21 protein-coding genes and 1 riboswitch are annotated in these 21,969 nt (G+C 66.9%); of the genes, 11 read left to right on the top strand and 10 right to left on the bottom strand.

Features of this window, described 5'->3' with window-relative positions; all coding sequences use genetic code 11:
* The first annotated feature begins 33 nt into the window (after nt 1–33).
* Complete coding sequence (locus AC5Y36_RS11215) at nt 34–540, top strand: DoxX family protein (RefSeq protein ID WP_500040959.1); 507 nt, start codon at nt 34–36, stop codon at nt 538–540.
* A 79-nt stretch (nt 541–619) separates the two neighbouring features.
* Here AC5Y36_RS11215 and AC5Y36_RS11210 read toward each other — a convergent pair whose 3' ends face one another.
* Nucleotides 620–1,699 (bottom strand): NAD(P)-dependent alcohol dehydrogenase, encoded by a 1,080-nt coding sequence (locus AC5Y36_RS11210; protein WP_500040958.1) that lies wholly within the window; start codon nt 1,697–1,699, stop codon nt 620–622.
* Nucleotides 1,700–1,740: 41 nt separating this feature from the next.
* Here AC5Y36_RS11210 and AC5Y36_RS11205 point away from each other — a divergent pair, with 41 nt between their 5' ends.
* Entirely contained in the window at nt 1,741–2,901 is a 1,161-nt protein-coding gene (locus tag AC5Y36_RS11205) for an acyl-CoA dehydrogenase family protein (RefSeq protein ID WP_500040957.1), read from the top strand.
* Here the strand turns inward: AC5Y36_RS11205 and AC5Y36_RS11200 are convergent.
* Nucleotides 2,885–3,340, bottom strand: coding sequence for a hypothetical protein (locus AC5Y36_RS11200; RefSeq protein WP_500040956.1), 456 nt, complete (start codon nt 3,338–3,340; stop codon nt 2,885–2,887). The two genes, AC5Y36_RS11205 and AC5Y36_RS11200, sit on opposite strands and share 17 nt — an antisense overlap.
* An 87-nt stretch (nt 3,341–3,427) precedes the next feature.
* A complete protein-coding gene (locus tag AC5Y36_RS11195; protein ID WP_500040955.1) occupies nt 3,428–4,642 on the bottom strand; it encodes a cytochrome P450 in 1,215 nt (404 codons plus the stop codon).
* 183 nt (nt 4,643–4,825) lie between these two features.
* On the opposite strand from AC5Y36_RS11195, the gene AC5Y36_RS11190 reads away from it, so the two are divergent.
* The 7 genes from AC5Y36_RS11190 to AC5Y36_RS11160 all read left to right on the top strand — a co-directional run bounded on the left by AC5Y36_RS11190 (nt 4,826) and on the right by AC5Y36_RS11160 (nt 10,587).
* Nucleotides 4,826–5,383, top strand: a complete 558-nt coding sequence (locus AC5Y36_RS11190) for a TetR/AcrR family transcriptional regulator (RefSeq protein WP_500040954.1) — start codon at nt 4,826–4,828, stop codon at nt 5,381–5,383.
* A 74-nt stretch (nt 5,384–5,457) separates the two neighbouring features.
* Complete coding sequence (locus tag AC5Y36_RS11185; RefSeq protein WP_500040953.1) at nt 5,458–7,197, top strand: DUF3556 domain-containing protein; 1,740 nt, start codon at nt 5,458–5,460, stop codon at nt 7,195–7,197.
* Between the two features lie 127 nt (nt 7,198–7,324).
* Nucleotides 7,325–8,041, top strand: coding sequence for a FadR/GntR family transcriptional regulator (locus AC5Y36_RS11180; protein WP_500040952.1), 717 nt, complete (start codon nt 7,325–7,327; stop codon nt 8,039–8,041).
* Nucleotides 8,042–8,046: 5 nt separating this feature from the next.
* A complete protein-coding gene (locus tag AC5Y36_RS11175) occupies nt 8,047–8,874 on the top strand; it encodes a sterol desaturase family protein (RefSeq protein WP_500040951.1) in 828 nt (275 codons plus the stop codon).
* Nucleotides 8,875–8,930: 56 nt separating this feature from the next.
* Nucleotides 8,931–9,737, top strand: a complete 807-nt coding sequence (locus tag AC5Y36_RS11170; RefSeq protein WP_500040950.1) for a MerR family transcriptional regulator — start codon at nt 8,931–8,933, stop codon at nt 9,735–9,737.
* Between the two features lie 21 nt (nt 9,738–9,758).
* Nucleotides 9,759–10,109, top strand: coding sequence for a VOC family protein (locus tag AC5Y36_RS11165; protein ID WP_500040949.1), 351 nt, complete (start codon nt 9,759–9,761; stop codon nt 10,107–10,109).
* A 1-nt stretch (nt 10,110) separates the two neighbouring features.
* Nucleotides 10,111–10,587 (top strand): hypothetical protein, encoded by a 477-nt coding sequence (locus AC5Y36_RS11160; protein WP_500040948.1) that lies wholly within the window; start codon nt 10,111–10,113, stop codon nt 10,585–10,587.
* Between the two features lie 3 nt (nt 10,588–10,590).
* On the opposite strand, the gene AC5Y36_RS11155 is transcribed toward AC5Y36_RS11160, so the two are convergent.
* The 4 genes from AC5Y36_RS11155 to AC5Y36_RS11140 form a co-directional block, all read right to left on the bottom strand.
* A complete protein-coding gene (locus AC5Y36_RS11155) occupies nt 10,591–11,469 on the bottom strand; it encodes a crotonase/enoyl-CoA hydratase family protein (RefSeq protein ID WP_500040947.1) in 879 nt (292 codons plus the stop codon).
* Nucleotides 11,470–11,607: 138 nt separating this feature from the next.
* On the bottom strand, nt 11,608–12,888 hold the full coding sequence (locus AC5Y36_RS11150; RefSeq protein WP_500040946.1) for an IS110 family RNA-guided transposase: 1,281 nt from the start codon (nt 12,886–12,888) through the stop codon (nt 11,608–11,610).
* A 330-nt stretch (nt 12,889–13,218) separates the two neighbouring features.
* The gene (metE, locus tag AC5Y36_RS11145; RefSeq protein WP_500040945.1) at nt 13,219–15,486 is read right to left on the bottom strand and encodes a 5-methyltetrahydropteroyltriglutamate--homocysteine S-methyltransferase; all 2,268 of its coding nucleotides are present in this window, start codon (nt 15,484–15,486) and stop codon (nt 13,219–13,221) included.
* Nucleotides 15,487–15,624: 138 nt separating this feature from the next.
* A riboswitch (cobalamin riboswitch) is annotated at nt 15,625–15,854 on the bottom strand.
* 69 nt (nt 15,855–15,923) lie between these two features.
* Entirely contained in the window at nt 15,924–16,583 is a 660-nt protein-coding gene (locus tag AC5Y36_RS11140) for an SDR family oxidoreductase (protein ID WP_500040944.1), read from the bottom strand.
* Nucleotides 16,584–16,692: 109 nt separating this feature from the next.
* Here AC5Y36_RS11140 and AC5Y36_RS11135 point away from each other — a divergent pair, with 109 nt between their 5' ends.
* Entirely contained in the window at nt 16,693–17,673 is a 981-nt protein-coding gene (locus AC5Y36_RS11135) for an LLM class flavin-dependent oxidoreductase (RefSeq protein WP_500040943.1), read from the top strand.
* Entirely contained in the window at nt 17,670–18,740 is a 1,071-nt protein-coding gene (locus tag AC5Y36_RS11130; protein ID WP_500040942.1) for an NAD(P)H-dependent amine dehydrogenase family protein, read from the top strand. The genes AC5Y36_RS11135 and AC5Y36_RS11130 overlap by 4 nt, the downstream gene beginning before the upstream one ends.
* Before the next feature lie 2 nt (nt 18,741–18,742).
* Here the strand turns inward: AC5Y36_RS11130 and AC5Y36_RS11125 are convergent, their stop codons facing one another.
* The 3 genes from AC5Y36_RS11125 to AC5Y36_RS11115 form a co-directional block, all read right to left on the bottom strand.
* Complete coding sequence (locus AC5Y36_RS11125; protein ID WP_500040941.1) at nt 18,743–19,621, bottom strand: mycofactocin-coupled SDR family oxidoreductase; 879 nt, start codon at nt 19,619–19,621, stop codon at nt 18,743–18,745.
* Nucleotides 19,622–19,732: 111 nt separating this feature from the next.
* Nucleotides 19,733–21,022, bottom strand: a complete 1,290-nt coding sequence (locus tag AC5Y36_RS11120; protein WP_500040940.1) for a TetR/AcrR family transcriptional regulator — start codon at nt 21,020–21,022, stop codon at nt 19,733–19,735.
* Nucleotides 21,023–21,179: 157 nt separating this feature from the next.
* Entirely contained in the window at nt 21,180–21,965 is a 786-nt protein-coding gene (locus AC5Y36_RS11115) for a spirocyclase AveC family protein (RefSeq protein ID WP_500040939.1), read from the bottom strand.
* Nucleotides 21,966–21,969 lie beyond the last annotated feature (4 nt).

The raw sequence follows: 21,969 nt of genomic DNA, 5'->3' as shown, positions 1-21,969 counted from the left end.
TCGCCGTTTGGGCGATGCTCTAGGTTTACACATATGTCTGCTGATGTTGCGGTGCTGATTCTTCGGGTGGTGCTCGGGCTGACGTTGGCCGCGCACGGGTTGAACAAGTTCTTCGGCGGCGGGCGCATCCCCGGGACCGCCCGCTGGTTCGAGAGCATCGGCATGAAGCCCGGCACTTTCCACGCGGTGGTCGCGGCGAGCACCGAGACGGCGGCCGGGCTGGGGCTGGCCGCCGGGTTGCTCACGCCGATCCCGGCGGCGGGCTTCGTGGCGCTGATGTTCACCGCCGCCTGGACGGTGCACCGCCACAACGGCTTCTTCATCGTCAAAGAGGGTTGGGAGTACAACCTGGTGCTGGCCGTGACCGCGGTGGTCATCGCCACGTGGGGCGCCGGACGCTACAGCCTGGATCAGGTGATCTTCGGGCACAATTGGTTGAACGGCTGGACCGGGTTGTGGTTGTCGCTGGGGTTGGGCCTGGCCGGGGCGATCGGACAGCTGGTGATCTTCTATCGCCCGCCGGCCAAGCAGGCCGGGTAAATCTCTGGCCGAGCAGACGCAAAAGTGCCCATTTCGAGCCGAAATTGGGCACTTTTGCGTCTGCTCACGCGTAGTTGGCTCAGTGCTCCCAGACGATGACCGGTTTGATCACCCGCCCGGCCGCCTGATCGGCGATCGCGATGTTGAAATCGCCGGGGGCGTAGCGGGTCACGAGCTTGTCGATGGGGAACGACCCGTCCTGATAGAGCTCGATCAACCGCGGGATGAATTCCTGAATCCGGGAGTCACCCTCGATACACCCGCGAATGGTCTTGCCGTTGAACAACAGATCCTGGACGTCGACGGTGACCTGCGCGGCACCCAGGCCGACCACCGTCAGCATCCCGGTCGCGGCCAGCGATGCGACGGCCTGGCTGATGACAGCCGGCAGCCCGGTGGTGTCGAGGGCGTGCGTGGCACCGCCGAGCACCCGTTCGGCGTCGGGATCGGTGGGATCGACTGCGACAGCACCGAATTCGGCTGCCAGGGCACGTCGCTGCTCGGATAAATCGACCGCGACGATCCGTTCGACGCCCACGGCGCGTGCGGCCAGCAGCGCGGCGAACCCGACGCTGCCCGTTCCGTAGATGACCAGGCGAGACGACGGGTCGGGCCGCAGCACGTTGAGGACCGCGCCGGCCCCGGTCTGGAATCCGCACCCGAGCGCGGCGATCACCGCCCGGTCCGCCGAGCCATCCACCACCACCACGTTGTCGGGATGGGCGAGGGCGTATTCGGCGAAGCTGGATTGGCCGAAAAAGTCGCCGCGCACCGGCGCACCGTCGCAGCTGATCCGGGCCGAGCCGTCGGCGCGATGCCCGAGCGCATTCAGCTCGGTACCGCGGTCGCAATAGGCGGGTTGCTGCTGCTGGCAGTACCCGCAGTCGCCGCAACTGCGGTAGCTCAGCACGACCTGGTCACCCGGGACGACGCCGGTCACGTCGCCACCGACGGCAACCACCACCCCGGCGCCCTCATGCCCGAACAGGCACGGTCCCAGCGCCGCGGGCACCCGTGACTTGAAGAACAGGTCGGTGTGGCAGATGCCGGTCGCGGCCAGCTTCACCAGGATTTCGTCATCGCGCGGTTCGTCGACCTCGACGCTGCGGATGTCGAACGGGGTGTCCGGGCCGGTGGAGACCGCCGCGAGTGCGCGCATCGGAGAAACGTAGCAGTCCGGCGGCTGCGTATAGTGCGGCTATGTCGCAGTTGTTCCCTGATTACCGTCCGAGCTGGGAGACCGACCAGCATCGCGATCTGCGCACCCACGCCGCGCAGTTTCTGCGCAAGGAAGCCACCCCGAACCAGGAACGCTGGATCGCTCAGCACGCCGTCGACCGTGACTTCTGGACCAAGGCGGGCGACGCCGGTCTGCTGGGTCTGGATCTACCCGAGGAGTTCGGTGGGACGGGCGGGGACTATGCGATGCACGTCGTCGTGCAGGAGGAACTGGTCTACGCCCACGACCAGTGCTTCGGGTTCTCGGTGCACTCGCCGATCGTCGCGCACTACCTCTACAGCTACGGCAACGAGGAGCAGCGCAAACGGTGGCTGCCCAAGGTCATCAGCGGCGAAGCGGTGCTGGCCGTCGCCATGACCGAACCGGGCACCGGATCGGACCTGCAGTCGGTGCGCACCACCGCGGTGCGCGAAGGCGACCACTACGTCATCAACGGCTCGAAGACGTTCATCTCCAACGGAACCCACTGCGACCTGCTGGTGATCGTCGCCAAGACCGATCCGGCCAAGGGAGCAGCCGGGGTGTCGCTGATCGTTGCCGAGACCGCCGAGCTGCCCGGATTCGAACGCGGCCGGGTGTTGCAGAAGATCGGCCAGCACGGGCAGGACACCCGCGAGCTGTTCTTCTCCGACATGCGGGTTCCGGTCGCCAACCTGCTCGGTGAGCAGGAGGGGCTGGGCTTCTACCAGCTGATGGAACAGTTGGCCCGCGAGCGGCTGATCATCGGTGCGCTGTGCTCGGCGCTGGCCGAGGCCGCGGTGCTGGAGGCGATCAAGTACTCCAAGGACCGCGAAGCGTTCGGGCGCCCGATCGGCAACTTCCAGAACACGAAATTCGTGCTGGCCGAATGCAAGACCGAGACGTTGGCCATCAAGACCCTGGTCGACTACGCCATCCAGCAGTACGTGGACGGCAAGAACGACCCGATGACGGCGTCGATGGCCAAACTGTTCGCCGCCGAGAAATGCGACCAGGTGGTGGACAAGTGTCTGCAGATCTTCGGCGGCTACGGCTACATGGCCGAGTACCCGATCGCCAACATGTACACCGGCTCGCGGGTGAACCGAATCTACGGTGGCACCAGCGAAATCATGAAGGAAATAATCAGTCGCTCACTGTGAGCGACTCGCAGTAGGCCGGCAGTCGGCCCGCCCGGTCGTGGTGTGCGGCCCGGATGCCGGCGGCCCCGACGACGATGCCGGTGCCGATCTCGGCGACAGCGCTGACCCAGGAGAACCACGTCACGTTGATGTGCGGTGCCGAGATGAAGCTGTCCTGAAGGGCCGGCCAAAACGTCGGCAACAGATGCGCATAGGTGAACAGCAATGCGCTGCCGAACCCGACGACGGACGCGACCCGCGGTGCGCGCGGGCGCTCCCGTAGCACCATGGTCACCGCGGCCACCACGAAGACGCCCTGCACCATGCCGCCGACCATGATCGCCGGGGGAGATGCCGACATGCCACGGCGCAGATGGTCGAGGCCGTGGCTGGCGAAGCCGGTCGCGAAAGCGATTGCAGCCCAGCGCAAAAACCGATCCGAAGTGTCCTGATCGCGCATCACGATCACCGTCCTGCGGGTAGGTGCGGATGGTGGCGGGGCCCCGCAACCCTTCTTACTACTACGGCTGGTAGTAGTCAAGGGTGGCTAGACGCAGAGTTCCAAGCGGTCCAGCCGCCGCACCAAGAGGCTGGGCAGCCACCGTCCCGCGTCCGCGACTCCGATCTGCGAAGTGCGCTGTAGGAGTTGACCGATGACAATGCGGGCTTCCAGCCGCGCCAGTGCGGCACCGACGCAAAAGTGGGCACCCTTGCCGAAAGCGAGATGGCCCTGCCGATCACGGTCCAGCCGGAATTCATTGGGCGCATCGAATCGTGACGGGTCCCGGTTGGCTGCTCCCCACAGCAGCAGCAGACGCGTCCCGGCCGGCAGGTCCACCCCACCCAGCGTGCTGTCGCGGCGGACGTGGCGATAGTGGCCCCGGAACGGTGATTCGGTCCGCAGCACCTCTTCCAGGAAGGGCCCGAGGAGTTCCGGTGCCTCGCGGACCCGGCGCTGTACATCCGGGCGGGTCGCCAAAGTCCATGCCGCCGAACCGATCAGCGATGCCGTCGATTCGCCGCCGGCCGCGAACAGCGTGATCATCATGACCTGGGCGGTGACGGTGTCCAACTCGCCGCCGGCGCACGCGGCGGCCAGATCGCCGAGCAGGTTGTCCTGCGGATCTGCGGCCGCACGCTGGAAGTGGTCGGTGATGTAGCCGCCGAGCTCCATCACGGCGACACCCGCGGCGGCCAGCTGATCGGCACTGACCAGCCCCTCCAACAGCTGGGTGCCCGCATAACCCCACTGCACCAGCTGATCGATGTCCTCGTCCGGGACGCCGATCAGCCTCCCGACAATCGTCATCGGCAGCCGATTGGCGACCGCCACCATCCACTCGATCCTCCCGTCCCGAACACCGTGCTGCCACAGCCGATCCATCGTTTCGGTGATGAACGGCTCCATTGCGTGAATGCGCTTGGCGGCCAGCTGTGGTACCAGCATCTTGCGGTGTGCCGCATGGGCCGGATCATCGGCGGTGGCCAGCACCTGGGTGGGCCCGTCGAGTCCGTCCATCTCGAACGTGCTCACCGTGCCGTCGGGTTGGTACAGCATCGTTCCGGTCAGGTTCGAGGAAAAGTCTTGCGGCCGAGCGAGCACCTCGACGATCGCGTCCCAGCTGCACACCGCGTAGAACCCGGACTCACCGACCGCATGCACCGGTCCACCGGCCAGCATCCGTTCATAGAGCGGGTACGGATCCTGGATTCCGGTGTCGCGAAACAACTCGAGGCCGATCGCGCCGGTGACGGTTGTCATTGCTCCAGGTTGATCGGTGGTTTCACCCGACGTCAACGGTGATCGGAAGGTTGAAAACGGCCGGCCGGGACGCTCGCGGCCGCCTGTCTCAGCGCAGGCGACGGACCTGGCACGTTGATGAGAATTTAGACGATATCTATCTCAGGATGAGATGCTGGTCCCAACGAGGTAGGAGGCCGGCAGGTGGCAGGACACGATTGGCTGGTGGGCGCCGAGCGGCGCGCCGTGGCCGCGGAACGCATCTACGACGCCGCCACCGAACTGATCGCGCGCGACGGTCTCGACGCCCTCGACATCGATGTGCTGGCCGCCCGCGTGCACTGCTCGCGCGCCACCATCTACCGCCATGCCGGCGGCAAGTCCGAGATCCGCGACGCCGTGCTGGCCCGCGCCGCGCAGCACATCATCGAGACCGTGCGGCACACCGTCGCCGGCCAAAGCGGAGCCGAGCGGGTAATCACCGCGATCTCGACCGCCCTGCAGCGGATCCGGTCGGACCCGCTGGGCAAGCTGATCGTCGGCTCGCTGCGCGGTTCCCGGGAGATGAGCTGGCTGGCGGGCTCCCCGATGCTGGCCGGATTCGCCGGTGACCTCAGCGGGCTGACCGAGGACGACCGGCTGGCCGCCGAGTGGATCGTTCGGCTGGTGCTGTCGCTGCTGTGCTGGCCGGTCGACGACGATGCGACCGAGCAGCAGCTGTTGGAACGCTTCGTCGCACCCGCATTCGACTCCCGAAGTTGATCGAGACCGGGCATTTTGCCGGGACCGGGCCGGTTTCTGCGCGGACATCTAGAACACGTTCTAATCTGTCGATCATGGGATTTCTCAAACAGGACACCCCCGAGATCAACTTCGAGGAGTGGAGCAAGGGCACCCGTGCGGAGAAGATCATCCCGATGGCCCGGCATTGGGCCGAAGTCGGCTTCGGCACCCCGGTGCTGCTGCACCTGTTCTACGTCGTCAAGATCGGGCTCTACATCCTGGGTGCGTGGCTGATCGCGCTGAGCACCCACGGAATCGAGGGCTTCACCAATGTCGCGCACTGGTACGCCGAGCCCATCGTGTTCGAGAAGGTCGTGCTGTACACGATGTTGTTCGAGGTCATCGGCCTCGGTTGCGGTTTCGGTCCGCTGAATAACCGGTTCTTCCCGCCGCTGGGGTCGATCCTGTACTGGCTGCGGCCCGGCACCATCCGGCTGCCACCCTGGCCGGCGCGGATCCCGCTGACCGCCGGTGATCGGCGCACCCCGATCGACGCCTTGCTGTACGGCGCGCTGCTGGTGCTGCTCGTCGTCGCGCTCTTCTCCGACGGCACCGGACCGGTGGCGGCGCTCGGCACCACTGTCGGGGCGCTGCCGGCCTGGCAGATCTGGGCGGTGCTGGGAGTGCTGGCGGTGCTGGGCCTGCGCGACAAGGTCATCTTCCTGGCCGCCCGCGGCGAGGTGTATGCGTCGTTCACCGTCGCCTTCCTGTTCGCCGGCTACGGCGTGGACCTGATCCTGGGCGCCAAACTGGTGTGCCTGGTCATCTGGCTGGGTGCGGCGACCTCCAAGCTCAACAAGCACTTCCCGTTCGTCATCTCGACGATGATGAGCAACAACCCGGTGTTTCGGCCGCGGTTCATCAAACGCCGGTTCTTCGAACACTTCCCGGACGACCTGCGCCCCGGCCGCGCCTCGCGCTGGCTCGCGCATTTTTCCACCATGATCGAAGGCCTGGTCCCGCTGGTGTTGTTCTTCAGCCACGGCGGGTGGCCCACCGCGGTCGCCGCGTTCGTCATGCTGTGCTTCCACTTCGGCATCCTGTCGGCGATTCCGATGGGGGTGCCGCTGGAGTGGAACGTCTTCATGATGTTTTCCGTGGTGGCGCTGTTCGTCGGGCACGCCGGGGTCGGGTTGGGTGACCTGACGACCCCGCTGCCGATCGTGTTGTTCGCCGTCGTCGCCGGGACGGTGGTGCTCGGAAACCTGTTCCCGCGCAAGGTGTCGTTTCTGCCCGGCATGCGCTACTACGCCGGTAACTGGGACACCACGCTGTGGTGCATCAAGCCGTCCGCTGACGCCAAGATCGCCGACGGCGTCATCGCGATCGCCAGCATGCCCGCCGCCCAATTGGAGAAGTTCTACGGCAGCAAGGAAGCCGCGCAGATCCCCATGTACATGGGGTATGCGTTCCGCGCCTTCAACACTCACGGTCGGGCGCTGTTCACCCTGGCGCACCGCGCGATGGCAGGCCAGAACGAGGATGACTACGTGTTGACCGACGGGGAGCGGATCACCAGCACCGCGATCGGCTGGAATTTCGGCGACGGGCACTTCAGCAACGAACAGTTGATCGCTGCGCTGCAGCAGCGCTGCGGCTTCGAGCCGGGGGAGGTGCGGGTGGTGATCCTCGACGCCCAGCCCATCCATCGCCAAACCCAGCAGTACCGGCTGGTCGATGCCGCCACCGGCGAGTTCGAGCGGGGTTACGTGCAGGTGGCCGACATGGTGACCCGCCAGCCCTGGGACGACACCGTGCCGGTGCATGTGGAGGCCCCTCCCCGCCGAGCGTGACGCCAGCCTCACTCTCGACGCCGACCGTGAACCTGGCTTCACGCTCGGCCGGGACACGGGCAGTGTGACGCAGATAACTGGTCCAACCAGTTGACCAGTTGTGGGTCGGGCCGCGACGATGAACCGCATGGACTTCGCCCCGATTCCCCGCACGGCGGTCTCCGACACCGTCTTCGCCCGCCTGGTCGAGGAAATCCTGACGGGGCGGCTGGCGGCCGACGAACCGATTCCCTCCGAACGCGAACTGTCGCTGGCGTTGCACGTCAACCGGCACGCGGTGCGCGAAGCGCTCAAGCGGCTGCAGCAGGCCGGTCTGGTCCGGATCAGCCACGGCGGGAAAACCCGGGTGCTGGATTGGCGGACCAGCGCGGGGCTGGACGCGCTGACCGGGTTGGCCTTCGCCGGGGTGATACCGGCCGGGCAGATCGTCGGTGATGTCGCGGTGATGCGCCGCTCCATCGGCGCCGACGCCGCCCGGTTGTGCGCGATACACGCCTCCGGGGACCAGCGTGCCGCGATTTCCGCCGCGGCCGATGCCTACCCCGAGACAGGCGCGCTGGATCAGATCGGGGACGTCGATCTGACGTTCTGGAGCGTGGTCGTCGACGGGTCGGGCAACATCGCCTACCGGCTGGCCCTGAATACCTTGGTGGCCGCATTCGACGACATCGGCTACGACATCATCCACGCCCTCGGGGCCGCGGAATTCACCGACCGCGCCGCCCACGTCGACCTCGCCGCCGCGATTGCCGCCCGCGACGCCGGCACCGCCCACCGGCTCGCCGAAGAGCTGCTGACCCGATTCGTCTCCGCCTGCCAGAGCGCAGCCGAAAGCCAGGAGTAGTCACCGTGTTCGACGTCATCCAGCACGCGATTCCCGTCTTCGTGATCTTCTTGATCCTGGAAATGGTGTCGTTGCGCGTGCTGCCCGACGACGACGAGCGCGGGTACGAATTGCGGGATACCCGAACCAGCCTCGCGATGGGTATCGGCAACGTGATCATCAACATCGGCTGGAAGCTCGCGGTCCTGGCGGCCTATAGCGGGGTGTACCTGCTGGCGCCGATTCACCTACCCGCCGACCATCCGCTGACCTGGATCGCGTTGTTCGTCGCCGACGACTTCGCCTACTACTGGTATCACCGCACCCACCACACCATCCGGGTGTTCTGGGCCAGCCATGTCGTGCACCACTCCAGCCGGCATTACAACCTGTCCACCGCCCTGCGCCAGACCTGGACACCGTTCACCTCGGTTCCGTTCTGGCTGCTGCTGGCGTTTGTCGGGTTCGCCCCGTGGATGATCCTGCTGCAACAGTCCATCAACCTGCTCTACCAGTTCTTCATCCACACCGAACGCATCGGAAAGCTCTGGCGTCCCCTCGAATTCGTCTTCAACACGCCGTCGCACCACCGTGTGCACCACGGATCGAACGCGGAGTACCTCGACAAGAATTACGGCGGCATCCTCATCGTGTGGGACCGGCTGTTCGGCACCTTCGAACCCGAGGGCGAGCGCGTGGTCTTCGGGCTGACCAAGAACATCGACACCTTCAATCCCGTGCGGGTCGCCACCCACGAGTACGTGGCCATCTGGCGAGACATCACCGCGGCAGGCAACTGGCGCGCCGTTCTCGGGCACCTGTTCCGCGGACCGGGCTGGCAGCCCGCCTCCTAGAACCCGCGCGTTGCGGGGTTGACTCTGCCCCAGGGGGAGACGCCAGACTCGAACGCGTGCCGACATTGTTGCCCATCGGGGACTTCTCCCGAATGACTTACCTCACCGTCAAGGCGTTGCGGCTCTACCACGAGCGCGGCCTGCTGGCGCCGGTCCAGGTCGATCCGTCCTCCGGCTACCGCTACTACAGTCCGGAGCAGGTGCCGATCGCCCAGGTTATCCGTAGGCTGCGGGACCTGGGGATGCCGTTGGATGAGCTGACCGAGGTGGTGCAGGCCGAACGGGTCACAGACCGCAACCGCGCGATCCTGGCGCATCTGCAGCGACTCCAGGACAGTTTGGCGCAGACCCAAGCCAGCGTTGCATCACTGCAGGCGCTCCTCGAACAGTCCAGCGGGACAGGTGAGGTCGATTATCGGTCCGTGCCGGCGACGCCCGCCGCGGCGATCGTCGAGCAGGTCGCCATGGCCGATATCGAGGACTGGTGGTCGGAGGCATTTGCCGAACTCGACGCGCTCGTCGGGAATCCCGCCGGAGTCCGGGGCGCCCTGTACTCGGCGGAGTTCTTCGAAGCCGGCCGCGGCGAGGTGGTGGCGTTCCGGCCGATCGACGCGTCGTGTGCCGCCCGAGGGCGGGTGAAGTCACTCCACGTTCCGGCCGCCGAACTTGCGGTGGCGTTGCACCGCGGATCGTTCGGCGAGCTCGATCGCACCTACGCCGCGCTGGGCACCCACGTCGCCGAACGCGAAATCGGTGTCGACGGGCCGATCCGCGAGCACTACCTGGTGTCCGGCTACGACACCGACGACGAGGCGGCGCACCGCACCGAGGTGTGCTGGCCGATCTTCCGCACCAAATCCTAACCACCCAAAAGGAGTTCGTTGATGAACATCACACTGCACACCGTCACATTCGACTGCGCCGACGCGGACAAGCTGGCGCGATTCTGGTCGGAGTTACTGCGCCGCCCAGTCGACGACGGCGCCACCGCCGAATTCGCGTCCATCGGCATGTCCGCCGAGGCGCACCCGCACCTGGCGTTCGTCCAGGTCCCGGAGGGCAAACAGGTGAAGAACCGGGTGCACGTCGATCTCGTCACCGACGACCTGGCCGCGGGGGTGGAGCGGGCCGTCGAACTCGGCGCCACCTGGCTGGCCGACCGTGCCGACGACGGCTACCGGTGGAGCACGCTGGCGGACCCCGAGGGCAACGAGTTCGACATCGCGGCGGCCTGAAATGTCACCGCTGGCACCGGCATTGATCGCAGCCGGACCCGCCGACGACCGGGCCGACGCCATGGGTCTCTACGGCTGGCTGGTCGGCCGCTGGAACCTGGACGTCACGGTGCACGAGGACGACGGTACGCAGCACTACACCGGCTGGATGGCCGCCGACTGGGTGCTCGACGGCTGCGCGGTCCAGGACGTGTGGCACGCGGAGGGTTTCTTCCACGGGACCACGCTGCGGATCTATGACCCTGCGGTAAGCGCCTGGCACATCCTGTGGATCGAGCCGCGGTTGGGAATCCGGCTCACCCAACTGGGGACAGCGGATTCGGAGGGCATCGTGCAGGACGGCATGCTGCCGGACGGATCCGCGATCCGGTGGAGTTTCCGGGACATCGGGCCGGATTCGTTCCGCTGGTGCGACGAACGCAGCAACGACGGGCGGAACTGGCGGCTGTACCAGGAGTACCGGGCCCGCCGGGTGTGACGGCTAGCTGCCCTGCACCCACTCGTCGTAGAACGCGGGCATCTCGGATGCTTTCCCGCCGAACTGCGGGTCGCGCTTCTGCAGAAACGCGCGGACGCCGTCGTTGCCGTCGCCGATGCTGGTGTAGAACATCGCCAGCGAATCGATCCGGTGCGCCTCGATGGGGTGCGGTTGGGCCGAATTGCGGTAGAGCATCTGGCGCATGAAGGCCACCGACACCGGCGAGCGATTCTTGGTCCATGCGTCGGCCAGCGCCCGGGCCTCGGTGAGCAGCGCCTCCGGTTCGTGAACCGCGCGAACCAGCCCGACGTCGTGCGCGGTGGCGGCGTCGAGAATGTCGGCGCTGTACACCAGATCCAAAGCCGTTGGCATCCCGACGATCCGGGGCAGGAACCACGTCGAGCACGCTTCCGGGACGATGCCCAGCTTGCCGAAGACCAGGCCGATGCGCGCGGTGGTCGACATCAGGCGGGCATCCATCGCCAGCGTCATCGTGGCGCCGATGCCCACCGCCGGCCCGTTGATCGCCGCAATCACCGGTTTGCGGCAGGCGTAGATCGCCAACGTCACCTGGCCGCCGGTGTCGCGTACCCGGCGCAGCTCCGGATCGTCGGGGTTGGCCATGTCGGCCAGCGACGGGGTTTTCGATCCGTCGAGACCGAACACGTTGCCGTCGCTGGACAGGTCCATGCCGGCGCAGAATGCGCGGCCCGCACCGGTGACGATCACCGCCCGCACCGCGTCCTCGTCGTTGACGGCGGTGAAGGTGTGCTGCAGCTCCGCAGCCATCTCGACGGTGAAGGCGTTCAGGTTGGCCGGGCGATCCAGAACGACGGTGAGGATGCCGTCCTCGATTTCATGCCGCATCGTGGTGAAGTCCATGCCCTGAGGCTAGTAGCTGGTCGGTTTCCCCCGGCGAGCAGACGCAGAATCGCACTGGGACGGCTGTTTGTGTGCGATTCTGCGTCTCTCTCGAAAATAGAGGTGACCCCAAGCGGGTGACCCGGTGGCCCCCGGGTGTTAGGCAGCGTCGGTGAGTGGTTCGAGAGTGACTTTGTATCCCAAGGACTCCAGTTGCTTGATGGCTTTGGTCTTGGTTCGCCCGGGCTGGTGGCGGGTGTAGTAGTCGGCGCCCGGGTCTTGGTAGAAAGCACCGTTTACCAGCATGTTCCAGGCGTCGGTGAGCATCTTGTGTTCGAGGCTGACGAGCGCGATCTGGGCCCGCCCCGACGGGCCGCGGGTGGTGCGCCGGGTCTGTAAGGGCCGGTTGCCGGCGATGCGCCGGAAGCGGGCGCTGTAGTAGGTGTCCTTGCTGCGGGCCGCTGAGAGGGCCGCGACGCCGAGGGCAGCCTTGAGGTGACGGTTACCGGGGCGAATGGCCGCGGATTTGACGCGGCCCGCTGATTCGTTGCAGCCTGGCGCTACCCCGGCCCACGACGCCAACCGCTCAGCGGTAGGGAACACGCTCATGTCAGCGCCGGTTTCGGCGATGAACACATCGGCAACGATGCAAGAAAACCCCGGGATGCTCATCAGCAGTTCCCGGACGCCACGAAAGGGCGCAATCGCCTCCTCGATGCGCTCGTCGAGGCGGGCAATGTCGGCGCTGTGGGCGTCGATGCGATCCAAATACAGCCGCGTCATGAACGCGTGATGCTCATTGAACCGTCCGCGCAGCGCCTCGGTCAGCGCGGGGATTTTCTCCCGCAGCCGCTGTTTGGCCAGATCAGCCAGCACCGCCGGATCACGCTGTCCCGCGATCAGCGCCTCCAACATCGCCCGCCCGGAAACCCCCACGATGTTGGAGGCCACCGCTGAGAGCTTGATCCCGGCATCTTCAAGCAGCTTCTCGAGCCGCTGGATCTCTTTGGTGCGCTCACGGGTGATCACCGTGCGCACCCGGGTCAGATCCCGCAACACACGAATCGGTTCCGGCGGCACAAACGACGCCCGTACCAGCCCGTGCGCCCCCAGATCGGCCAGCCACATCGCATCCGAGACATCGGTCTTACGGCCGGGCACGTTGCGCACCGCATGGGCGTTGACCAGCATCACGGGCAGCGCGTCGTGGAGCAGATAGTAAAACGGCTTCCAATAATCCGACGTCGACTCGATCACCACACAGCTCACCTGCTCAGCGATCAAATGCTCCCGCAACGCCAGAATCTGCTCGGTCGTTGACCCCCACGTGCTCACCGACGTCGTCGTGGCGCGCCGACCCCGGCCCTGAACCCGCACACACACCTTGACGTCCTTCTTGGAAACATCAAGACCAGCACACCGCGGATGAACCACCTCCATGACCGATCACCCCTTCCCGACAAAACTGTTGTTATCCAGCGTGTTCCGGGGAGAGCGAAACAGAAACAGGAGTCTCTCTCGCGTGCTCGCAGGCAACAATCCACCACCCCCGCACAACACAGGGGCGCCCTCCAGCCACCAAGCTGCTCGCCGTGCTCACCGGCAACACAGACGCAACGGGGTCAACCGAAACACCCCTCAAGCGTCAACCCGGCCGACGCCCGCTGCAACCACTTCACCAAGCCGAACGCCGCACCAAATTTTCAGACTCCACCACGGGGCCAAGCCCCCTGGATAGCTGCTCGCGCGGAGTGGCGGCGCGGTGGAGAACTAGACGCCGGTGCGGGCTTCCTTGGCCGCGGCGACCATGTTGCGCAGCGAATCGGTCACCTCGTCGGTCCTACGGGTCTTGAGCCCGCAGTCGGGATTGACCCACAGCCGTTGCGCGGGGACCGCGTTCAGCGCTGCGCGCAGCGACGCCGCCATCTCCTCGCTGCTGGGCACCCGTGGTGAGTGGATGTCGTAGACCCCGGGCCCGACGCTGTTGGAGAACCCGATCGCGTTGAGGTCGTCGAGCACCTCCATATGCGAGCGGGCCGCCTCGATCGAGGTGACGTCGGCGTCCAGGTCGGCGATCGCCCCGATGACCTCGCCGAACTCCGAGTAGCACAGGTGGGTGTGGATCTGTGTGGAGTCAGCGACCCCGGAGGTCGCCAACCGGAACGCACCGACCGCCCAGTTCAGGTAGGCGGCCTTGTCCGCGTCGCGCAGCGGCAACAGTTCGCGCAGCGCCGGCTCGTCGACCTGGATCACCGCGATGCCGGCGTCCTGCAGATCCACCGTCTCGTCGCGGATGGCCAGCGCCACCTGGTTGGCGGTGTCGGCCAGCGGCTGGTCGTCGCGGACGAACGACCAGGCCAGGATGGTTACCGGACCGGTCAACATGCCCTTGACCGGCTTGTCGGTCAGCGACTGCGCGTAGGTGGCCCACTGCACCGTCATCGGATGCGGGCGGGCGACGTCCCCGTAGAGCACCGGCGGACGCACGCAGCGGCTGCCGTAGGACTGCACCCAGCCGTTGGCGGTGGCGAAGAAGCCGTCCAGCTGCTCGGCGAAGTACTGCACCATGTCGTTGCGTTCCGGCTCGCCGTGTACCAGCACATCCAGGCCAAGCTGCTCCTGCAGCTCGATCACGGCGGCGATCTCGGCCTGCATCCGGCGGGTGTACTCCGCGTCGTCGATCTCCCCGGCGACCAGCGCGGCGCGGGCCTTGCGGATCTCGACGGTCTGCGGGAAGGACCCGATCGTGGTGGTTGGCAGCGGCGGCAGGTCCAGCCGCTCGTCCTGTGCCTCGCGGCGCGCCGTCGCCGATCCACGGTGGGCGCCGGCGGCGGTGATCGTCTCGATGCGCGCCCGCACCTGTCCGTTGTGCAGGCGTGGATCGGTTCGGCGCGACGCCACAGCGGCCGCCGAGGCGGCGAACTCGTCGGCGACCGCGTCACGCCCGTCGCGCAGGGCGCGCGCCAACGTCACCACTTCGGTGACCTTCTCGGCGCCGAACGCCAACCAGCTGCGCAGGTTGTCGTCCAGGCCGGTTTCGGCGTCCAGGGTGTAGGGCACGTGCAGCGTGGAACACGACGTAGACACAGCCACCGCGCCCGCGCTGCCGAGGGTGGACAGCTTGCCCAGCGCGGCTTCCAGGTCGGTGCGCCAGATGTTGCGTCCGTCGACCACCCCGGCGACCAGGGTCTTGCCGGCCAATTCGGGCACCGTGGCAACCGAGGCCCCAGAGCCGTAGACCAGGTCGACGCCGATCGCCTCCACCGGGGTGCGGGCCAGGGCCGCCAGCCCCGCGCCCGGCTCACCGAAGTAGGTGGCGACGAAGATCGCCGGCCGGTTGGCCGCCGAACCCAGCACGGTGTAGACCCGCTCGGCCAGGGCGGGCGCCTCCGCGGCGATGTCGGTGACCAGCACCGGCTCGTCCAGCTGCACCCAGTCCGCACCGGCCTCGGCCAGCTTGCCCAACAGCTCGGCGTAGATGTCGGTCAGTTCGTCGAGGCGGAAGATCGGTGCCGGCGCATCGTCGACGGCCTTGCTCAACAGCAGGAAGGTGATCGGGCCGATGATCACCGGGCGGGCCGGAATACCTTGATCCTGAGCCTCTTTGAGCTCCGTCAGCACCTTGGTCGGATTCAGCGCGAACTTCGTGTCAGGCCCGATCTCGGGCACGATGTAGTGGTAGTTGGTGTCGAACCATTTGGTCATCTCCAGCGGGGCGATCTCGTCGGTGCCCCGGGCCGCGGCGAAGTAGCGGTCGAGGTCGTCGGCGACACCGGCCACCCGGGCGGGCAGCGCACCCAACAGGACCGCGGTGTCGAGCATCTGGTCGTAGTAGGAGAAGGTGTTCACCGGCACCGAATCCAGACCCGCCTGCGCCAGCGCCGCCCAGGTGTCGCGGCGCAGGGTGGCGGCGGTCGATTCCAGGTCGGCGCGGCTGGTGCGACCGGCCCAGTAGCCCTCGGTTGCACGTTTGAGCTCGCGCCGCGGTCCGATGCGCGGTGAGCCGATGATGGTGGCGGTAAACGGTTGAGCGCTCACAAGTTCGTCCTTCACTCGCGGGGGTGGTCACCGCCGGCGGACGCAAACCGATCCGGTCACGGCCCATGCTGACGGGATAGCAGGTGCAACCGTGACGGCCGGACGCCCATTCCACGAGGCGGTAAGCCGCCGGACGCGGCGCGCCCGGCACAGCTGGCAGGTCTTCGGACTCACAGGCACGCACCGCTGGGTGCTCCTACTAGCCGTCGCTTCCCAGTCCTTCGACCAGTGCCGTTGACGGCGGTCGTTCCTGCTTACCGCTGCGGGACAGTCCCGGATTCTCACCGGGTTCCCTCTCGCGACGCATACGCCTCGCTCGATGCTGACGCCGCACAGGCGCCGTCAGCAGACCAGCTGCGCTTTGGAGATTACCCCGTGAACGCACTGCCGCGATCACCCCTCCGATTTTCCGGCGAGGCCTTCGCACGCGCCTCGAGTCAAAGGTCCCGTCGGCTGGCCAGCGCCTCGGCGATGGGCACGTCACCGTCGTTGAATTCGATTGTGCGCCGGATCGTCGTGCCGTCAGCCAGGGCGGCGGCGACGACCCGTGCGACGTTCTCCCGTGACACCTCACCTTTCCCGGCCTCCGGACCCAACGCGATGCCGCCGGTGGCCGGCTCCAGGGTGAGCCGGCTGGGCCCGAGCACCGTCCAGTCCAGATCGCTGGCCCGCAGATGAGCATCGGCGGCGGCCTTGGCCTCGGCGTACGGGAAGAAGGAGTTAGCCTCGGGCACACCGTGATCGGGCCCAGCGCCGAAATAGGACACCATCACGAACCGGCGCACACCGGCCTGCCCGGCGGCATCGACGACGCGGATCGCCGCGTCCCGGTCCACCGCATAGGTGCGGGCCGGGTTACCGCCGCCGGCACCCGCGCTGAACACCACGGCATCGTGGCCGGCCAGCAGGTCGGCCAGCGCGGCGGTGTCCAGTTGCTCGATGTCGGCTACCAGGGGAGTGGCGCCGGTTGCCGCGACCTCCTCGGCGTGGTCGGGGTTGCGGAAGACCGAGGTGACCTGGTCTCCGCGGTCGCTCAGGATGCGGGTCAGCTGCAGGGCGACCTTGCCGTGACCGCCGATAACGACAATGCGTGCCATGTACCCGACGCTACCCGCCACGACGTGGGCACGCGATCGGCCGGACCCTTCCGATGGGAACAAATATTAGTTTATAGTCTGGCGTGATCCGCAAAGGAGCCACCGCGAGATGTTGACCCTGCGCTTCGACATGCGCGCTCCCGCGGCGGGAGCGCCGACCGCGGAGCTGTACGCCGCAGCGATTGAGATGTGTGGCTGGGCAGAGACGCGCGGCGCGATCGCCGCGGTGCTTTCCGAGCATCACGGGACCGAGGACGGTCACCTGCCGTCGCCGCTGGTGCTGGCCGCGGCGATCGCCGCCCGCACGAACGCACTGGCGATCATGCTCGCCGCCGTGGTGCTGCCATTCTGGGATCCGGTCCGGCTGGCCGAAGAGATGAGCGTCCTGGACATCATCAGCAAGGGGCGCGTGGCCTACGCCTTCGGCCTGGGTCACCGTGCCGAGGAGTACGCACACTTCGGCATCGACATGCACCGGCGAGGCCGCTTGGCTGACGACAAGTTGACCCTGCTGCTGCACCTGTTGCGCGGTGAGCCGGTGCACCACGATGGCCGCCGCATCCATCTGACGCCGCCGTGCGTGACGCCCGGCGGTCCGTCCATCATGATCGCCGGCGGCAGCGCGCCGGCGGCCAGGAGAGCGGCTCGTCACGGACTGGGATTCATCGCCCAGACGAATTCCGGTGGTCTCAAACAAATTTACGAGGACCAGTGCAGGGCCCACGGCAGGGAGCCGGGGCCGGCGCGGTTTCCCGACGACGACGCGCCGACCACGGTGTTCGTCGCCGACGACGTGGACCGCGCCTGGTGCGAGCTCGGCCCGTATCTGCTCCACGACGCGGTGACCGCCGCACAGTACCGGCACGGCGACGACACGGTTGCCAGCATCTCGCGGGCCGCCAGCGTGGACGAATTGCGTGCCGCGCCGGGCCCCTACCGGATTTTCACCGTGGACGAAGCCGTCGGGCATCTGCGCACCGGCCGCAGCCTGCCGCTGCTGCCGCTGTGTGCCGGTCTGCCACCCGCATTGGCCTGGCCGTATCTGGAACGTGCGGCGTCGGCTGTGGCTCGAGCTGGGGGTCACGCATGAATCCGAAGACCCGAGTGGTCGTGTGGGCGACCGGAGGCGTCGGCTCCATCGCCATCGACGCTGTCCGGCGTCGCCCGGACCTGGAACTCATTGGCGTCTGGGTACATTCCGCGGACAAGGTCGGGCGCGACGCCGGCGAGCTGGCCGGAGGCACCGCGATCGGGGTCGCGGCGACCCAGGATGCCGAGGCGCTGATCGGGCTGCGGCCGGACTGCGTCGTCTACGCCGCAAACGGGCCCGACCGCGACGCCGGCGCGGTGCCCGACTATCTGCGGCTGCTCGAGGCCGGAATCAACGTCGTCTCGACGACGTCGACCAGCCTGGTGTACCCGCCGAGCTATTTTCATCCCACCTGGCGAGAACAGCTCGAATCCGCGGCGTTGGCCGGTGGCGCCTCGTTCTACGTCTCCGGTGTCTTCCCGGGATTCGGCTCGGATCAGCTGGCACTGGTGCTGGCCACCCAATCAAAGACGATCCGAACTGTGACGGTGACGGAGATCGCGCTCAACGACCACTACCCGGTCGCCGACGTCATGATGGACGGGATGGGATTCGGGCGCCCACTGGACTTCGAACCGATGCTGAGCACTCCCGGCTTCATCGAAATGGCCTGGAGTGCACCGATTCACCTCATCGCGCAGGGGCTGGGCGTTGAGGTAACCGAGGTTCGCGGCTCGCTGGAGCGCCGCGTCACCTCGCGCGAGATCGAGGTTGCCTTCGGCACGATCACGGCTGGAACGTGCGGTGCCGTGTGCACCAGGGCGGCCGGCGTCATCGACGGTCGGGAAGCCATCGTGGTCGAGCACATCATCCGGATGGCTCGCGACGTGGCACCTGAGTGGGCGACCTCGGAGTGCGATGCCACCTACTGTGTCGACATCGACGGCGAGCCCGACATCCACTGCTCGATGACGCTGGGAGCTGCCGAAGGCCACGGCGCCGGCAGGGGCGCGATGGCCGCCACCGCCATGCGCGTCGTCAACGCGGTGCCCTACGTGGTGGACGCGGCACCGGGACTACTGAGCTCGCTTGACCTGCCGATCACGCTGCCCCGCAACGCGATCTGAGGCTACCTGCCGGGCCCGTTGGGCCACTTGAGCAGTGAACCCCCATCGACGCGGATCTGTTGTCCGGTGATGTAGCGGGCGTCGTCGCTGGCCAGGAAGACCCCGAGGTTGGCCATGTCTTCGGGCTCGACATACGGGATCGGCATCGCCTGGAAGATGGTGAACAACGGCTCGGCGTCGGCACGGGTGGCCTTTTTGCCCTCATTGGTCAAATCGGGGCGGAACATGGAATACATGCCGTCGTTCTGCAGCAGGTGGGTGTTGCAGTTGGTCGGATGGATCGCGTTGATCCGGATCATCCGCGGCGCCAGGTGCAGGCACATCTGCTCGACGTAGTCCATCACGATGCGTTTGCTCCACCCGTAGCCGGCGCCGCCGGGGCCCATGTTCGGGTTGTCGGTGGTGCCGGTGATCATTCCGGCGGTCGACCCGGTGACGATGATCGACGAGCCGTCGGGCAGGTGCGGAATCGTGACCGCGACGGTGTTCATCACGCCCAGCAGGTCGACGTCGGAGGCGTCGACGAACTGCATCGGGTCGGGTTTGCCCATCGCCATCGGCAGGATGCCCGCATTGGCGACGACGATGTCGATCTTGCCCAGATCGGCAATGCCTGCCTCGACCGCGTCGCGCAACTCGTGGCGCTCGCGGACATCGGCGATGCGGGCCACCACGCGCCGGCCGAGTTCTTTGACCGCTCTTTCGGTTTCGGCGAGGTCATCGGGTGTGGCCAGGGGATAGGGGTTGGAATCGATCTGGCGGCAGATGTCGATCCCGATGATGTCGGCGCCTTCTTTGGCCATCGCGATCGCATGCGCGCGACCCTGGCCGCGCGCGGCGCCGGTGATGAATGCGACCTTGCCGCTGAGTTTCCCGGACATGCACCCTCCATGGTTGCTGAACGCAGACCGAACCTATGTGATGCAGGCGGTTTAATCAATACCTTCTGGAACAAAACTTTGGTAGCGCCCTATGCGCCTCCCGCGGAACCGCTATGCGCTGGCGTCGCGAACGGTCACTCCGCGGACCACGGTGTCGCGGGCCAGCAGCAACGCCGCCCGGGTCCCCTCGGTACGGACAATGTTCTCCGGCATCCACAGCACGTCCATCACGCAGCGGGACAGCAACTCCAGAGACGGCGTCTCGATACGGATGTCGCCGGATCGGGTCCCGTCGGAGAGCAGCGATTTCAGTTGTCGCAGCCGGGTGGTGAACGCCAGGCCGGGGTTGGGGCTGTCCGGGGGAGTGTGGCGCATCCAGGCCAGCTGAATCTTCCACTCGTCGGGGAACTGATCGAGTGCGTTGATGTTGACCCAGATCAGCGCGTCGAGCTTCTCGATGGGTGTGGCCTCGGTGCGCAGCACGGCGGCGAATCCACCGCCGGCCTTGGTGCCGAAGGACTCCATGATCGACGCCAGCAGCTCGTCCTTGGAGCCGATCAGCCGGTACACGGTTCCGGTCCCCATGCCGGCCGCGGCGGCGATGTCGCGGATGGTGGTGACCTCGTAGCCTTTGCGGCCGAACTCCGCGCGGGCCACCGCGCGGACGTGGGCGGCCTTGTCGTCGGCTGCCGAGGTATCGGCCCAGGTCGCGATGGCTTCCTCGGCCGCCGCGAACGCCGCGGAGGCGTCCAGTTGGTCATCGCTGTGGGGCTGGCTGGCCAGTCCCTGCAACATGATTCGGCATAAGAGTGCCGCGGTTTGGTCGGCCGCGGCCTTCTGGCGGATCACGTCGAGCCCGACATGCATCATCGACTGACACATCCGGTCGGCCAGGATCGCGAGATCGAGGTCCGGCCTGATGTAGCCGCTCCACTTGCCGGCCCGCAGCGTCTGCAGCATCGCCAGCTGGACAGCGGTCGGCGGCTCCTGGAGCAGCTTGATCAGCTCCGGGTTGGAGCTGGGCGCGTCGTAGAACGACATCTGCAGGGCGGCCCGGTGCGCGACCGCGCAGCGCGCGATCTCCGACCCCAGGGCGATGATCGCCTCAGGGACCGGCTGGGCTCCGGGTTGGTCGAGTTTGCCGTCGGCGAGTTCGCCGATGCGTTCCAGATCGGCGTGATAGCGCCGGACCAACTCGACCAGGATCGCTTCTTTGGATTCGAAGTGGTGATAGAGGCTGCCGGGCAGGATGCCGGCGGCGTCGGCGATCTCCTGCAGGGAGGTGCGCAGACCCGTCGCGGCGATCAGTGCGGCAGCCGTCTGCAGGATCTCGGTGCGGCGGGTGCCGTCGTCGTAGGCCCCGGCGGAGGTTGCCGCCCCGGATGACTTTTGGCGCCCCACAACACCTCCACTGCTCCCGCTATCAGCTGGGATTCACCCGGGCCGTTGCTGACCGAACATTTGGTAAAACGCTACCAGAAGGTAACTGCGTGACCGGTGCACTCGCGCCGACGGCCGAGCGTGAAGTTAGGTTCACGCTCGGCGGTAGGGTCGGCGGTTACCGTGGCTGGTTCGGCACACCCGGAAACAGCTGCTCGGTGGGTCCGGCGGTCACATACCCGCCCAGCTTGGTGACGAGGTGGGGAGCGAAGACCGCGCCGTACAAGCCGTTGCCGATGACGACGACCGCGACAATGGACAGCAGCGACGCCTGCAGCCGGGACTTGGCCCGGCTGTCGGCCCACATCTCGATCACATTGCGGCCCTGGGCATCCGTGCGACCCAGCAAGTAGGTGAAGACCATCATCTGCACCCCCATCGCCACCGAGTCGTAGATCGGGTACTGGTGCACCGTGCCTTCCCGTAGCGCCAGCCCGGGAATCACGTAGCCGTAGTGGAAGATACCGAGCCGGGCACCGAGCATGGCGTTGAAGAAGAGCGCCCAGCAGAAGCCGACGACGAAGCCCACGGTCAGCAGCGTGGTGGGTCTGCGGCAGTGGAACCGTGCTGCCACCCAGCGGCCGAGCGCCGCACCCAGCACGGCCGGCAGCACGAAGTAGGAGATGTAGCCGACCGGCACCGACGACGGCAAGCCGCCCCAGGTCATGTTCAACGGCCACCAGGAGGGCATCCGGGGGAGGGCGGCCGGGAACTGTGCGTACATCGCCCAGTCGTAGGGCGCCTCGATCCACGAGAACGAGATCGCCGAAATGCAGAGCAGCAGCAGCGGATGCAGACGGTGCTGGCGGATGCTCAGGTACCCACCGATGAGGACGAACGAGATGCCGCCGAGGTAGGCGAACGCCAGACCCGCCTTCACCAGCGGCGTCAACTCGGAGATCATCGCC

The sequence above is a fragment of the Mycobacterium sp. NGS50 genome (genome assembly GCF_059812545.1).
Note: the sequence above shows the minus strand (reverse complement) of the source record. Positions and strands in the feature narration are given on the sequence as shown.

Coding starts and splice junctions, on each gene's coding strand:
- AC5Y36_RS11180 (WP_500040952.1), top strand. CDS start 7,325: ATGGACTTCGCCCCGATTCCCCGCACGGCGGTCTCCGACACCGTCTTC.
- AC5Y36_RS11135 (WP_500040943.1), top strand. CDS start 16,693: ATGTTGACCCTGCGCTTCGACATGCGCGCTCCCGCGGCGGGAGCGCCG.
- AC5Y36_RS11160 (WP_500040948.1), top strand. CDS start 10,111: ATGTCACCGCTGGCACCGGCATTGATCGCAGCCGGACCCGCCGACGAC.
- AC5Y36_RS11195 (WP_500040955.1), bottom strand. CDS start 4,642: ATGACAACCGTCACCGGCGCGATCGGCCTCGAGTTGTTTCGCGACACC.
- AC5Y36_RS11140 (WP_500040944.1), bottom strand. CDS start 16,583: ATGGCACGCATTGTCGTTATCGGCGGTCACGGCAAGGTCGCCCTGCAG.
- AC5Y36_RS11115 (WP_500040939.1), bottom strand. CDS start 21,965: ATGATCTCCGAGTTGACGCCGCTGGTGAAGGCGGGTCTGGCGTTCGCC.
- AC5Y36_RS11215 (WP_500040959.1), top strand. CDS start 34: ATGTCTGCTGATGTTGCGGTGCTGATTCTTCGGGTGGTGCTCGGGCTG.
- AC5Y36_RS11165 (WP_500040949.1), top strand. CDS start 9,759: ATGAACATCACACTGCACACCGTCACATTCGACTGCGCCGACGCGGAC.
- AC5Y36_RS11150 (WP_500040946.1), bottom strand. CDS start 12,888: ATGGAGGTGGTTCATCCGCGGTGTGCTGGTCTTGATGTTTCCAAGAAG.
- AC5Y36_RS11200 (WP_500040956.1), bottom strand. CDS start 3,340: ATGCGCGATCAGGACACTTCGGATCGGTTTTTGCGCTGGGCTGCAATC.
- AC5Y36_RS11210 (WP_500040958.1), bottom strand. CDS start 1,699: ATGCGCGCACTCGCGGCGGTCTCCACCGGCCCGGACACCCCGTTCGAC.
- AC5Y36_RS11185 (WP_500040953.1), top strand. CDS start 5,458: ATGGGATTTCTCAAACAGGACACCCCCGAGATCAACTTCGAGGAGTGG.
- AC5Y36_RS11125 (WP_500040941.1), bottom strand. CDS start 19,621: ATGTCCGGGAAACTCAGCGGCAAGGTCGCATTCATCACCGGCGCCGCG.
- AC5Y36_RS11155 (WP_500040947.1), bottom strand. CDS start 11,469: ATGGACTTCACCACGATGCGGCATGAAATCGAGGACGGCATCCTCACC.
- AC5Y36_RS11205 (WP_500040957.1), top strand. CDS start 1,741: ATGTCGCAGTTGTTCCCTGATTACCGTCCGAGCTGGGAGACCGACCAG.
- AC5Y36_RS11130 (WP_500040942.1), top strand. CDS start 17,670: ATGAATCCGAAGACCCGAGTGGTCGTGTGGGCGACCGGAGGCGTCGGC.